Here is a 14,976-nt window from a genome sequence, read left to right on the forward strand (position 1 = left end):
TCCCTACACGACGCTCTTCCGATCTCTTTTTTTATAATTTACCATTAAATTAGGTTTAATTCACTCTTCTGCAGAAGAAATAACTTTAATCATAATTTTTTATTTATAGAAGGAGTATATTTGATATGTCTGAGAAAGAAGGAATACGTTCGCACAAGTCTTTAGAAGAAGTTTATGCATCAGTAGAGGTACCCAAAAATAGAAGCCCTTTGCGAAGTTTCGGAGCATTTGTTGGTCCTGCTTATTTAATAAGTGTAGGCTATATGGATCCAGGGAATTGGGCTACTGATATTGCAGGAGGAAGTCAGTTCGGATATACGCTTCTATGGGTACTCTTGATGTCTAATCTTATGGCATTATTGTTACAAAGCTTAGGGGCAAGATTAGGTATAGTTCGAGGAGTGGATTTAGCCCAAGCCTCGCGTGCTTCATATAAAAAATTTCCTAATTTTATCCTATATCTTTTAGCAGAAATTGCTATTATTGCCTGTGATTTAGCAGAGGTTATCGGTATGGCAATTGGTTTAAAATTATTATTTGATTTACCTATGCTATATGGGGTATTTGTAAGCGTTATTACTACATTTTTAGTATTCTTTTTAATGAATAAAGGTATTAAAAAAATGGAAGTCTTTATTATTTCCATAGTTTTTATTATCGGTATAGCTTTTCTAATTAATATGTTTATTGTAAAACCTGAAATTATAGCCGTAGTGAAGGGTTTACAACCGACTTTTCTAAGCGGAGAAGCTCTTTATATAGCAATAGGTATAATCGGAGCTACTGTTATGCCTCATAATCTTTATTTACATTCTTCTTTAGTACAAACTAGAAATTTTACAAGGAATCATGAAGGTATAAAGAAAGCTTTAAAATATAATTTTTTTGATACGGCGATTGCTTTAAATCTAGCTTTTTTTGTTAATGCGGCGATTTTAATTTTAGCCGCCACAGCATTTTTTAAAAACGGTTATTTTTTAGTTGCCGAAATTGATGAAGCACATCAATTACTAAATTCTATTTTTGGTTCTCTATCTCCTGCTTTATTTGCTATTGCTTTAATTGCTGCTGGGCAAAGTTCTACAATTACAGGGACTCTAGCAGGGCAAATTGTAATGGAGGGATATTTACATCTTAAAATTAGATTGTGGATAAGGAGGATTATTACCAGAGGATTAGCTATTATTCCAGCTATTATAGCCATTATTTATTTCGGGGATAAATCCTTAGGAAAATTACTAGTGTTAAGTCAGGTGGTTTTAAGTCTGCAATTAGGATTTGCAGTAATTCCCTTAATCCGTTTTTGTAGCCATAAAGAGGATATGAAAGAATTTTTAATCTCTAATAAAATAAAAATCTTAGCCTGGTTATGTGCATTTATTATTGTAGCTTTAAATCTAAAGTTAGTTTTTGAAGAAATTAGTACTTGGACGCAAGGTAATGAGAGTAGTTTAATATACATGATAATTTTACCTATGATAATTGGTTTAGTTTGTTTATTAATTTATATAACTTTTACCCCTTTAGCAAAAACTATAGAAAGTAATTATAGAGTTGATGTTCAGAGTCCCCTAAGAGATAAGAAAATCTTTGCCAAGAGTGTTGTGGGGTATTATGGGGCAAAAGAGCTAATTTCTTTAACAACACGAGAAATTATCCAGAGTAATGGTACTTTTAAAAAAATAGCTATACCTGTAGAATTTAGTAATAAAGATAATAATGTTTTACAATATGCACTTGCTCAGGGTAGAAATAATGCTGAATATGTATTAATTCATGTGGTAGAATCAGCTGCTACGAACTACCATGGGACAGCAGTAAGAGATAGGGAATACTTAAGTGATAAAGAAAATATTTATAAATATGTTGAATATTTAACAAGTCAAGGGTATAAAGTGCGTTATCATATGGGATACGGTAATGTGGCAAAGGCTATTATTAATATTGTTAATCAAGAAAATATAGAATTATTAGTAATAGGAAGCCACGGACATAAGGGATTATCTGATTTAATCTTCGGAAGTACCATAGATAAAGTAAGACACGGAGTAAAAATACCTGTATTAATAGCTTCTAATTTAAATAATTAGTTTATTAATGATAATTTTAAGTTTAAAACTTAACTTATGCTATACTTGTTTTAAGATAAAAATCATATAAATTAAAATTTAGGTATTTTTTGCAAAGACTAGTTATTTCTAATGGTCCTTTTACCTCAATTATAGCATCTTGTTTATTAGAAAGTGATAAGATTCAATATGAGAATTTCTTTTTTGCTTATTTTAAAAATATTAAAGAAGAAGTATTGCTAAAACATTATCAAGAAATAGGTAAGCTTTGTGATTATAAAGCTTACCTTAATTATAAAGATTATCTAAATTGTTTTAAAATGGTTTCTGTAATTAAATTACAGCAAGAATTTCAAAAAAGGAATCTTAACTTTAGACAAATTTTGATTCCTATTAATTCTAGCACTAAAAGTTGGATACGAATCTTTAGGAATATTTTTCCCAAAATAGAGATAATTTTATATGAAGAAGGATTATTATCTTATATTAAACCTATTTTTGATAGAGGTTTAAGAAAAATTATGCAAAAAACAAAAAATTATTATGTATTATATCATCATAATCTTCTAAAAATTATGCAGTATTACCTTAAGAATATAAATTTTTTCAGAATAGATGAGTTGCAATTAAAGAATCAATTCTTAAAATTTAAACAAATAATTCATCTTAAGCTAATTCCTCAAACTAATAATATAAAAAATACCTTATTATTCTTACCTCAATATTATTACCAAAATAATATTAAGAAAAAGATTAATAGAGATACTAAGTATAAAGAAATTCTTAGATATTTTACTTCTAAAAACTATCAGATTGTTTTTAAAGAACATCCCAAAGTTAAAAATAAACTAACACTACAAAACAGTGAACCTATAAACTATCTCTCTGAGATAGATAATTATCCTATAGAAATAGTACTGGATAATTTTAAGGGTTCTTTATTATTTTCGGTATATTCTACGTCGTTATTTACTGCTAAATATCTCTTTGGGATAAAGAGTTGTACTTCTATACTTATGTTAGAAGATAGAATTAGTATTTTTTCTATTTATCCTACGGCTACTTGCTTGTTTGTAAAAAAATTGATACCTGATTTCAAAGAAAAGAATACCTATATATCTGAAAATCCTGCGGATATTTTTTTAAGTAATAATTTATTTATAACTTATTATTTAAAAGTTATGAGAAAAATCTTATAATCAAATTAAATCTTAACTATGGAAAAAAATTATGTTTAACTTTAATTACAAAGAACCTAAAATCATAGCAGAAATAGGGTGTAATCATAAAGGAGATCTAACTATTGCTAAGGAATTAATCAAACTAGCAAAGGATGCAGGAGCTTATTGTGTTAAGTTTCAAAAAAGGAATAATAAAGAATTACTAACTCCTGAGCAATATAATGCACCTCATCCTAATCCTGACAACTCATATGGCACAACCTACGGAGCACATAGAGATGCTTTAGAATTTACAAGTGCAGAACATAAAGAATTAAAATTATATTGTGAAGCAATAGGCATAGAATATTCAACCTCTGTATGGGATGTACCCTCTGCTAAGGAAATTATAGAACTAAATTCTCAATTTATTAAGGTTCCTTCTGCTTGTAATAATCATTTTAAAATGCTTGAATTATTAAGAGATAAATATTCTGGGGAGGTTCATATTTCTTTTGGGATGACAACCAAAGGAGAAGCAAAAAAGGTAATAGAGTTTTTTGAGGAGAAAGAGCAAGCTAAAGATAGGCTGGTAATTTATGCTTGTACTTCGGGTTATCCGGTACCTTTTGAAGATATATGTCTATTAGAAATTAATAATTTATATAAAGAATATGGCAATAGAGTTAGGTACATTGCTTTTTCAGGACATCATTTAGGAGTTGCCGTAGATATTGCCGCATATACCTTAGGAGCTAGTATTATTGAGAGGCACTTTACTAAGGATAGAACTTGGAAAGGAACCGATCATGCAGCCTCACTAGAATTTGGTGGCTTACAGAAGTTATGTCGTGACCTTAATAATACTTATAAGGCTTTAACTTATAAATCAGAAGAAATTTTAGATATAGAAAAAATTCAAAGAGATAAATTAAAATATCAAGTTAGATAAATGTTTACTAAAAATATAGCTTTTATTCCGGCAAGAGGAGGTTCTAAGGGTATACCTTTAAAAAATATTAAAGAATTATGCGCTAAACCTTTAATTTTCTGGGTATTAGATGCACTTAATCAGAGTAAATTAATAGATGAAGTTTATGTGGCAACAGATTGTGAAGCAATAAAGAATGTAGTACTAAGTTTTAATTTTGCTAAGGTAACAATATATAATAGAGATCCCAAGAATGCTCAGGATACTTCCGGTACAGAGGATGTAATGCTTGAATTTTTAGAGAAAGAAAATTGTAACGGAGATGATAATTTTTTATTAGTACAGGCAACATCGCCCTTTACCACAGCTAAGGATTTTGATCAAGCTATTGTAAAGCTACAAACTACTAAGGCTGATTCTCTTTTAAGTGTGGTTAATAATAAACGATTTTTTTGGAATAAGGAAGCTTTTCCTATTAATTATGATTACAAGAATCGTCCGAGGAGACAAGATACTGAGGGATTTTTCTTAGAAAACGGAGCTTTTTATATTAATAAAGTAAAAAATATTTTGATAAATAAAAATCGCTTAAGTGGTAAAATAATTATGTATGAAATGCCGGAATATAGCTCTCTAGAGATAGATGAACCGATAGATTTTGTAATTGCGGAGTACTTAATGCAATATATTGTGAATAAAAGCTTGACATAATATCTCTTATAAGCTTAAATATTTACATATATACTAGTAATTTTCAATTAGATAGGCGTGTGTAAATATAATGCAAAATTTTAGAAGAAATTTTAATTCATATGATAGAGGGTTTCAAAATAGCAGTTTTAATAACCGGCATAATCTACCTATGAATACTCAACCTAGTAATTTTAATATGGATGTTCCAAGAAATACGGGAATGCAATCACAATTTATGTTTAATAACAGAAGAGTCATGAATACTCAATCTATGGGGCAACCAATGAATATGAGAAATATGCCCATGCAACAACCAATGCAACAAGGGATGATGGGTGGTATAGACAATTATCCACAACCACAATCGTTTAATAATAGAAGAGGACTCCCAAATACGCAGTCTATGGGACGTCCAATGGGACAATCAATGAATATGAGAAATATGCCCATGCAACAACCAATACAACAAGGGATGATGGGTGGTATGGACAATTATCCGCAATCACAATCGTTTAATAATAGAAGAAGACGCCTAAATACTCAATCTATGGGGCAACCAATGAATATGAGAAATATGCCCATGCAACAACCAATGATGCAACAACCAATGCAACAAGGGATGATGGGTGGTATGGACAATTATCCACAACCACAATCGTTTAATAATAGAAGAGGACTCCCAAATACGCAGTCTATGGGACGTCCAATGGGACAATCAATGAATATGAGAAATATGCCCATGCAACAACCAATACAACAAGGGATGATGGGTGGTATGGATAATAATCAAAGACCTAGACGAAGTATGAATGCTCAAAATTTTAATCAAAGATCCTTTAATCAGAGTCGTAATAGATCATATTAATGTTGAAATTTAAACTTTTTTCTAATTTATTATAAATTTATAATAAAAATACTTATACATTTAATCTACGGAAATAAATTTGGAATCAATAATAATGAAGAAACTATTAATTTTATTCTCGTTATTAATTTTAGCTGGTTGTTTTCATGCTTCAATTGATGATTTTAAAGATAAAAATCCAAAATTTGATCTTAAAAAACACCTAAACGGCAATTTTATCGGTAAAGGTGTAGTTAAAGATAGTAAAGGTTATATTTTACGGTCTTTTGAAATTAAGTTAACTGCTACTTGGCAAAATAATAAAGGTACAATTTTAGAAGAATATGTATATAATAACGGTGATAAAAAGAAAAGAACTTGGTTTGTTACTGTAGGAGAAAACGGTTCAGACTTAAATGCTTCAACTGATGATAATCTTGAATTAAATAACGGTGATGATGTGATTGGTTGGGCTAAGGGTAAACAAGTGGGTAATGCTAGATATTTAGCTTATACTTTTAGAGCTATTGCGTATCAGGATAAACAGAATTTTAAAACTATAGATTTAATGGCAAAAGATTGGTTGTACTTAATAAATGACAATACTTTAGTTAATGTTATTGATTTTTCTAAATTCGGTTTAGAAGCCGGTGAAGCTATAGTATTCCTCAACAAAGTAAATTAACAAAATACTTTTAATTTTCATGTCCGAATATAGGCAATATTTTGGTATTTTCTATAGTTATGTCAACTCTTCTATTTCTAAGGTTTATTCAAGACATCTGATCTATTATCTCTAAATAGTTTGTAAGTGCTAAAAAACTATTATATAACTTTCATAATTTAATGTATAGAACTATTAAAACTTCCTTAGAGATATCTATATTTGGGTCTAAAATAATAAATAATGATGTTATTAAAACTCTTAAAAATTTAGAAAAGATTTAAAGAAATTTCATTCATTATGTCAAGGTGATCGCTATTAAGCTTAGTCATTAGAAGAATTAATAGTCAAAGCTATCCGTAGTGATTTCTCAAGAAGTGAGAAAGTCATATGAACAGGTAACGGACATGATATAGGTTGTGATATTATTCTCAACAACACACATTATCTTTAAATTAAAGCCGGAACAATAAATAAAAATATATTAAAGCTAGTGGGTCATAGATTTGTTAGATTTAAGGAAAATCTAGGAAATATAACTGATTTTGTAAATAAAATTAGTTATATGTTGCTATCTGTACCTTATTATGCTAAAGAGACTAATTTGGGCAAAATACAGACATATCACAACTTAATATAAAAATAATTCAAGAGAATCTTCATTCTCTTGAATCGCTAAAAATAATAATTAGATTAGAATTATTATAGTAGTTTTATTTTACCGGTATTACGGCACCGGTGTATTTTTTCTTAATAAAATCTTGTACTGCTTTGCTGTGTAAAACTTCTATTAAAGTTTTAAACTCAGGTTTATTTTTATCCTCAGTTCTTACAACAATTATATTTACATATGCAGATTTATTATTCTCAAGAAAAATAGCATCTTTTACAGGATTAAGCTTAGCAGAAAGAGCATAATTAGTATTAATTACTATAGCATCAGCTTCATTATTGACATAGATAGTTGGAAGTAAAGCCGGTTCTACATTATTGTTAAAAGTAAGTTTTTTCGGATTCTCAACAATATCTTTTAAAGTATAATCAACTGTTTTTACATTTTTACGTAATTGTATTAAGTTAGCTTCCTCTAAAAGTGATAATATTCTGCCTAAATCAGAAACAGAATTACTCAGTACAATGCTAGCCTTATTAGGTAAATCTTTTAGAGATTTATAACGTTTAGAATAAATGCCTATAGGTTCTAAATGTACTGCTCCTATGTTAGAGAATTTATATCCGTGTTCTTTGATTTGATTATCTAAGTAGGGAATATGTTGAAAGTAATTAGCATCTAGTTCTTTACTGGCAAGTGCTTTATTAGGCATAATATAATCCTGAAAAACAATAACTTGTAAATTAATGCCTTTTTTCTTTAATAGAGGTTTAGCAAATTCTAAGACCTCTGCATGTGGGACATTAGATGCTCCGATTTTTAATAAGGTTGTTGCTTTTGCTTCTATTGTTACTAAAGAAAGAAAGCAAATTGCAAGGGTTTTTAAAGTGTTTAATAGTTTAGTCATATTTTTTCTCCTGTTTTTATATATTTAAACCAAATATTTATTTTACTAAGTAAACACCTCCTTTTGTATATCCTACTTAGTTGAGGATTGTTGAAAATTATCTTTTAACCAAGCTTCAAAACTAGGAATTTTTTGAAAATTACCCACAGTTAAGTCTTTGTTTTGTTTTATTAAAGAAGTACTAATATAATAACATAAAGAGAGTTCATCAATATTCGGTTGAGCTACTTTATCTTGCGGGGATAAAAAAGCTTCATAGGCTTTTCTTGATTCTGCTAAACGATTTAGTTCTTTTTGTACAAAGTTATAATAATTAGTAGCCATTTCCCAATAGGTTTGCTCAGCATTGCTAGAGGTGAATTTTTCCTGATAAATAGTTATAAATTTCTCACTGTTTAAGAATTTAATTACTTCTTGAGTATGAGGTTTCATAGTGCTTAATTTTAAAACTTGGGTTAAATGTAATTCTGTATCTTTGTTATTTTTTTTCTTAATAAGAGTAGTAAAAATATCAATAATATCAAGATTATTATAGGTTTTAGCATATTCAGTATTATTAAAAAGGATAAGACCGTTTAATAGGTTAATAATATCTTCATCATAAATTTGCAGACTATAAAAAGTATTCACTAAAGCTATAATTTTATATTCTTTAACTCCTGATTTTCTGGCAACATCTTTAATATTAGCAAAAAAGTGGGTTACTTCACAGTAGCTATTAGTATTTATTTTACCTTCTTTCATAGGATTAGACCAAGTTTGGGCTAACTCTTTCATATTTTTTGCAGCAGCAATAGCTAAATTATTTATACTAAATAAGCTTAGAAAAAGTATTAAAAATTTTACTGTACGCATTTCATATCCTTTTAATTTATACATAATTAATTTTTATGAGATTATCTCTATAAATATAGTATTAGATTATGAAGATTAATTAATCTTAAAAATACCAAAAGAATTATTAGTATTTTATCTTTTATCTATAATTTTAATTAGAAAGTCTCCTATTAATTGTAATATAAACACTAAAAATAAAATAATTAAGGTAGCCAGTATGGTAACCATGGGGTTATTACGCTGAAAACCTTCTAAATAAGCTAAATTACCGAGTCCTCCTGCACCTATAATTCCGGCAGTTGCGGTATAACCGAGAATTGCTATGGAGATAGTAGTTAGAGAACTAATTAATGAAGGTAAACTCTCAGGAATTAATACTTTTACAATAATCTGTAAATTATTTGCCCCAAAAGACTTTATTGCTTCAATAATGCCTTTGTCTACTTCGCGTAGGGCAGTATAAACCATTTTTGCATAAAAAGGGGATACCCCTACAATCATGGCAGGTATAGCAGCTTTTGGTCCTAAGATTGTGCCGGCGACCAGTTTAGTAAAAGGTAATAATAAAATAATTAAGATAATAAAAGGAATAGATCTTAAAATATTAACTAAGGAGTCTAAGGTTAAATTTAAGAATTTATTTTCAAGCATTCCACCTCGAGTGGTGCTAAAGAGTAATATTCCTACTAATAATCCGAAAAATCCTACAAAAATTGTAGAGATAGAAGTAATATATATAGTCTCATAGGTTGCACTCAAAACTTTTTCCATATTAATATTCTCTAAACTAAGCAACATGGTGAGGTATTCTTTCTACAACAATATGATGCTGATTTAAATAGTTAATAATTTTAGATAAAATATTTTCAGTAGTTTCAATATGCAATACTAAAGTACCGATAGGCTTCTTATCTAGATAATTAATTAGTCCCTCTAAAATGCTAATTTCTACACTAAAAGTCTTAATTAAGTTAGAAATGATCGGATCCTTTAAAGAATGCTCATTAAAGGTAAGTTTTATTACATGACCACTTTTAAAATCTTGTAATATTTTCTCTAAAGATGCCTTGTGGTTATTTTCCATAGACCGTACTACCAACTTTTTTGTTAGTTCCTGCTGGGGAGAGTTAAATATATCCAGAACAGCTCCTGTTTCAATAATTTTACCCTTATCTAAAACCGCAATTTTATTACAAATATATTTTATTACTTCCATTTCATGGGTAATTAACACAATGGTAATATTAGTTTTTTGTTTAATTTTTAATAAGAGGTCTAGAATACTCTTGGTGGTTTCGGGGTCTAATGCTGAGGTTGCTTCATCGCATAATAAGATTTTTGGATTGCAGACTAAAGCTCTAGCAATTCCAACTCGTTGTTTTTGCCCGCCACTTAATTGAAAAGGGTAAGATTGCTCTTTTCCCTCTAATCCTACCAGCTGAATAATATCTTTAATTAAGGATGTTTGTATTTTTTTAGGTATTTTATTAATTTCTAAGGGTAGAGCAATATTTTGTACTACGGTTTTTAGGTTTAAGAGGTTAAAACTTTGAAAAATCATCCCGATATTTTTCCTAGCTTTTAGTAGGGCAGTTTTATTTAATTTTCCTAAATTAACTTGGTTTACTATGACATTACCTGTGGTCGGAATTTCTAAGTAATTAATTAACCTTAATAGAGTACTCTTTCCGGCTCCGCTATATCCGATAATCCCAAAGATATCACTCTCAGTAATTTCTAGGTTAATTCCTTGTAAAACATTAAGTTTGTTATTGTTAAGAGTATAATGTTTAGAAATATTATCTAAAGTTATCAAATGTCTTGTTTCCTTTTTGCTTAAAGCTCTTAAAAAAGACATTCATTTTGATAAGAGTGCAGAGCTCTTATCTGTCAAAGCTAATTAGCTTTGTATGAATTAGCACCTTACATTTAGCAGGTTGCTAAGGTTTAAACGGGCACATTCCCTACACCTTTCTTCATAAGAGTAGAATTTATTAAAAAATTCTATAACTATTATTACAGAGTATAATTAGCTTGTCAACTTTTTTTAGTCTTTTTTTATAAAGGGATTAATCCCATTTTACAATATCTTTACAATCCAGGTTAATTATAAGCCCAAAACTTTTAATAAGCATGCTACTTACAAGAGGTATTGCTAAATGATAAAAATTTTGGTTAAGCTTTTAGCAAAGCTTAGTAAACAAAAAGATAGCTATTCTTTTTTCTTAAGTAAGTTAGTACTTCCTTTACCACAAAAAATCTGTCGCAAAGGCAGTATTATTTAAGGCTTAAGTTTATTCGCTTAAGGCTTTCATCTTTTTGTAGAACTTCCATAATTTCAAAAACCGAAGACGGAGAAATAATTTTACCGGTTAGGGAAACTCGCAGGGCTTCTACTGCTGGTCCTAATTTAAGATTTTTAGTCAGAGCATGCTCTTTTATAAGTAAATGCAGGGCTTCTCTAGTGAAATTTGTATGTTTTTCTAAGAGTTGTATTTGTTCTTTGATAAGCTGAAGATTATTAGCAAGCAGATTTTTAGCTGAAACATCTAAGATAAAAGGCGGTTTTAAAATATAGAATAAACTGTTAGCTAGAAGTTCTATTAAAGTCTTTGATCTACCTTTAATAGAAGTTAAGCCTTGTAATAAATAATCTTTATACTTAGGGTTAATTTCTGCAACAGAAAATTTCTGTGTAATTGTAGTTTCTAAGTTAGTTAGTAAGTCTTGATTAGATGTTGTTTTAATGTAATGCCAATTGATGTTAGTTAATTTTATTATATCAAATCTAGCAGAAGATTTATTAACATTTTTCATATCAAACCATTCTATTGCTTGGGCATCACTGATAATCTCATCATTTTGATGAGACCAGCCTAAACGTAGTAAATAATTCCTTAGGGCAATCGGTAAAAACCCTAAAGCTTGATAATCTTCCAGAGCAGTAGCCCCGTGTCTTTTAGAGAGTTTAGTTCCGTCATGCCCGAGAATTAAGGGAAGATGGGCAAATACCGGGATTTTCCACCCTAAGTTTTTATAAATTTGAATCTGTCTAAAAGTATTGGTTAAATGGTCATCTCCCCTAATTACATGGGTAATTTTCATATCAAAATCATCCACTACTACTGCTAACATATAGGTTGGGGTCTTATCGCTTCTTAATAAAACCAAGTCATCGATAGTGGAATTTGCTACGGTAATATTACCCATTACTAAGTCATTAATTGTGGTGCTACCGGATTTATCAACTCTTAGGCGAATAGCAACACTACTGTGATTATTAGTTTTTTGTGCTAAATCCCGACATTTACCCTCATATAAATATATTTTCCCTGCTTTCTCAGCCTCAAGGCGTTTTGCTTCAAGTTCTGCTTTAGGACAATAACAATAATAAGCAAGATTATTCTTTACTAATAATTCAGCTATTTTAATATGCCTGTTTAGCTGTTTGCTTTGGTAAATAGCGGGTTCTTGATAAGAGATTCCTAAAAAATTTAGCCCATTTATTATTGCCTCTACTGCCTCAGGAGTTGAACGAGCTTTGTCCGTATCTTCTATTCTTAATAAAAATTTACCGCCGTGTTTTTTAGCAAATAGATAGTTAAACAGTGCTGTTCTAGCACCTCCGATGTGTAAATATCCGGTAGGAGATGGGGCAAATCTTGTAAGGATGGTCATAAAATGCAGTCTTTATTTTTTTATAGAAGTATTTTATATATTATAGTATACTATTATGGTAGGTCTCAAGAAAAAAGTATAATGCAGAACTTTACAAAATGCTGATAAACTCTTTACAAATCATTTCTACTATCTTAGGAATTCTGTATGTAGTTTTTCTTATTAAGGAAAAATATTATGCGTTTATTTGTGGCTTCCTTAGCACTTTAATCTTAATTTATATTTTTTTTGATGCTAAAATTTATTTGCAAGCGGTTTTAAATTTATATTATGTAGTAATTGCAATATATGGGTTTTTTACATGGCGGAAGAAAGATAAACATAACAAATATGTTCTTAAAATAGCTACCTTAGGATATGTAAAAAATCTAATCATGATTATAATCTTATTAGGAATAGCTTGTGCAATAGAGTATCTTTTATTAAAATATACCAATGAAGCAGAAACTATAAGTTATTTAGATAGTCTAATTATGGTATTTAGTTTTTATGCAACTTTTTTACAAGTGCGTAAGTATTTTGAAAATTGGCTTTATTGGATAGTTCTGAATATTATGGCAGTTGTGTTAACTCTTAAAGCAGAGTTATACTATACTACTATTTTAATGATAATATTAACTTTAATGGCAGTTTATGGATATATAAAATGGAAAGTACAGTTATTTATCATCAAAAATTAATACCGCTGGAATATTTCAAGATTATTGAAGATAAATTTGGAAAAATTAAGAAAATTACCCAATTTAAAAAGGCATCTAATTCAGTATTTTTATTAAGAATTAGGCAAAGTAAATTAGTTTTAAAAATATATCAAAATCCTTTTCTTCCTTTTGATAGAATAGAAGGAGAGAAGGTTAGTTCAACTTTATCACAAATAAACCTTACTCCTGAGTTGCTCTTTAGATATAAAGAAAAATTTGTAATTTTTAAATACCTAGAGGGACAAAATCTTACAAAAAAGTATATTAATCAGCCTGATCAGGTATTAAGATTAGCTAATGTAACTGCTAAGCTACATAATTCTAAAATTGATATAAAATATATAAATTGGCAAGACACTATCAATAATTATTTATATGTAATTAAAAATAAAGATTATTACGATAGCTTTAAATTAAAACAATTAAAAGATATTTTTGAAGAAATCTTTGGATTAATTAAGATGTTAAGTAAGGATATTGTTTTTTGTCATAATGATGTAACATATCAAAATTTAATCTATCAGAAAGATACGCAGAATTTATTTCTAATAGATTTTGAATATGCAACCAGAGGAGACTCTTTTTTTGACTTGGCTTGTATTAAAAATTATTTAACGCCTTCTAATTTTTTAGTATTTCGTAAACAATATTGTTTATTGAGAAGAAAAAATTTTAGTGTTGATTTTAATTTAAAGATTTTTTTATATGATCTGATCATATCTTATGCTTCTTTATCTTGGTATTTGTGTATGGCAGAGCATGCACTTGCTAACAATATGCTTTACCTTAATAATGCTAAGTGTTCATTGCAAGAAATTCAGGATAAATATAAAACATTTGCAAAACTTAGCTAGTAAATGCAGTATGTTTTATTTAAACAAGATTTTTTTAGCTATTTAGTAATAAGTAATATTTTAGGGATTGTTACTTATTTTTCTTTAAATTTTGAACCCAACCTTGTTGTTATTTTTGTTATCAATTTGCTTGTTAGCGGAGCTACTATTTATTTTAGAAAACACTTAATAATTAGAAAAATTCTGCTACTTAGTTTATTATTTGTATTTGGTATTTTCAGTGCTACTTTGAAAACTGCTTGGTTAGATACTAAAATGTTAAATTATAATATCTATTTTTCTAATTTAACTGGTAAAGTTATTGATATTCAAGAAAATAATATAAAAGCTAATAAATCTTTAATTTTGCAACCTAAAAGCATAGCAAAACTACCGTATTATCAAGTTATGCCCTCTACTTTAAAACTTACTATCAAGGTAGCTCATGATATTAAAATAGGAGACATTATAACGGCTAAAGCTATGCTTTTTAAGTCATCTCTCCCAATGACACCTAATGGGATAAACTTTAAACAAAACGATTATTTTAAACAAATAGGAGGGAACGGTTATATAACTTATATTGCAGATATAACTAAAGTTGAAGAAAAACCTAAAAGTATTGTGGATCAAAGTCTTAGTATAATTTCTAAATTTTTTAGCAGGATTAAAAATTATCTAAAACAGCAAGTATTTGAGGTACTACCAGGTAATATTGCAGGAATCGCTACTGCTTTATTCTTAGGAGATACAACCGCTATAAATCCTGCAGATAAAAATGCTTTAATGAAGTCAGGATTAATTCATATTACAGTAATTTCAGGATATCATATTACCTTTATTGCGATGATTTTATTCGTATTTTTACGTAAAAGTTTTGCTCTGTTGTTACCAAAATTAGTTATAAATTATAATACTAAGAAATTAGCTGCTCTTTTGAGTATTCCTATTATTATTTTTTATTTATTATTAATAGGGGATAAAACACCGGCTCAAAGAGCTTCAATTAGATCGGAAGAGCGTCGTGTAGGGAAAGAGTGTAGATC

The 14,976-nt window shown here is 28.8% G+C and carries 13 protein-coding genes and 1 riboswitch; of the genes, 8 read left to right on the forward strand and 5 right to left on the reverse strand.

Translation table 11 applies throughout. The features are described 5' to 3' along the window. The first annotated feature begins 125 nt into the window (after positions 1–125). The 6 genes from ACQCX0_RS00400 to ACQCX0_RS00425 all read left to right on the forward strand — a co-directional run bounded on the left by ACQCX0_RS00400 (position 126) and on the right by ACQCX0_RS00425 (position 6,382). Positions 126–2,090: an Nramp family divalent metal transporter gene (locus tag ACQCX0_RS00400; protein WP_462562066.1), complete on the forward strand. Its 1,965-nt coding sequence runs from the start codon at positions 126–128 to the stop codon at positions 2,088–2,090. Positions 2,091–2,179: 89 nt separating this feature from the next. Beyond that, positions 2,180–3,268: a polysialyltransferase family glycosyltransferase gene (locus ACQCX0_RS00405; protein WP_462562067.1), complete on the forward strand. Its 1,089-nt coding sequence runs from the start codon at positions 2,180–2,182 to the stop codon at positions 3,266–3,268. A gap of 31 nt (positions 3,269–3,299) precedes the next feature. Beyond that, positions 3,300–4,181, forward strand: coding sequence for an N-acetylneuraminate synthase family protein (locus ACQCX0_RS00410; protein ID WP_462562068.1), 882 nt, complete (start codon positions 3,300–3,302; stop codon positions 4,179–4,181). After that, positions 4,182–4,871, forward strand: coding sequence for an acylneuraminate cytidylyltransferase family protein (locus tag ACQCX0_RS00415; protein ID WP_462562069.1), 690 nt, complete (start codon positions 4,182–4,184; stop codon positions 4,869–4,871). A gap of 70 nt (positions 4,872–4,941) precedes the next feature. Next, positions 4,942–5,718: a hypothetical protein gene (locus ACQCX0_RS00420; RefSeq protein ID WP_462562071.1), complete on the forward strand. Its 777-nt coding sequence runs from the start codon at positions 4,942–4,944 to the stop codon at positions 5,716–5,718. Positions 5,719–5,812: 94 nt separating this feature from the next. Then, on the forward strand, positions 5,813–6,382 hold the full coding sequence (locus tag ACQCX0_RS00425) for a DUF3833 family protein (RefSeq protein WP_462562072.1): 570 nt from the start codon (positions 5,813–5,815) through the stop codon (positions 6,380–6,382). Between the two features lie 692 nt (positions 6,383–7,074). On the opposite strand, the gene ACQCX0_RS00430 is transcribed toward ACQCX0_RS00425, so the two are convergent. The 5 genes from ACQCX0_RS00430 to gltX all read right to left on the reverse strand — a co-directional run bounded on the left by ACQCX0_RS00430 (position 7,075) and on the right by gltX (position 12,396). Continuing rightward, positions 7,075–7,881: a MetQ/NlpA family ABC transporter substrate-binding protein gene (locus ACQCX0_RS00430; protein ID WP_462562074.1), complete on the reverse strand. Its 807-nt coding sequence runs from the start codon at positions 7,879–7,881 to the stop codon at positions 7,075–7,077. A 72-nt stretch (positions 7,882–7,953) separates the two neighbouring features. Further along, positions 7,954–8,736: a hypothetical protein gene (locus tag ACQCX0_RS00435; protein WP_462562075.1), complete on the reverse strand. Its 783-nt coding sequence runs from the start codon at positions 8,734–8,736 to the stop codon at positions 7,954–7,956. A gap of 114 nt (positions 8,737–8,850) precedes the next feature. After that, positions 8,851–9,516, reverse strand: coding sequence for a methionine ABC transporter permease (locus tag ACQCX0_RS00440; RefSeq protein ID WP_462562077.1), 666 nt, complete (start codon positions 9,514–9,516; stop codon positions 8,851–8,853). Beyond that, positions 9,506–10,534, reverse strand: coding sequence for a methionine ABC transporter ATP-binding protein (locus ACQCX0_RS00445; protein WP_462562078.1), 1,029 nt, complete (start codon positions 10,532–10,534; stop codon positions 9,506–9,508). The genes ACQCX0_RS00440 and ACQCX0_RS00445 overlap by 11 nt, the downstream gene beginning before the upstream one ends. Positions 10,535–10,598: 64 nt before the next feature. Next, positions 10,599–10,703: riboswitch (SAM riboswitch) on the reverse strand. 292 nt (positions 10,704–10,995) lie between these two features. Then, positions 10,996–12,396 carry a glutamate--tRNA ligase gene (gene gltX / locus ACQCX0_RS00450; RefSeq protein ID WP_462562080.1) on the reverse strand — a complete coding sequence of 467 codons (1,401 nt, stop codon included), beginning with the start codon at positions 12,394–12,396 and terminating at the stop codon, positions 10,996–10,998. A 98-nt stretch (positions 12,397–12,494) separates the two neighbouring features. Between gltX and pnuC the strand changes: the two genes are divergently transcribed. Further along, positions 12,495–13,076, forward strand: a complete 582-nt coding sequence (gene pnuC, locus ACQCX0_RS00455) for a nicotinamide riboside transporter PnuC (protein WP_462562082.1) — start codon at positions 12,495–12,497, stop codon at positions 13,074–13,076. Next, on the forward strand, positions 13,043–13,951 hold the full coding sequence (locus ACQCX0_RS00460; RefSeq protein WP_462562084.1) for a phosphotransferase: 909 nt from the start codon (positions 13,043–13,045) through the stop codon (positions 13,949–13,951). The genes pnuC and ACQCX0_RS00460 overlap by 34 nt, the downstream gene beginning before the upstream one ends. Positions 13,952–14,976: the final 1,025 nt, after the last annotated feature.

Source organism: Candidatus Hepatincolaceae symbiont of Strigamia maritima, from assembly GCF_055505085.1.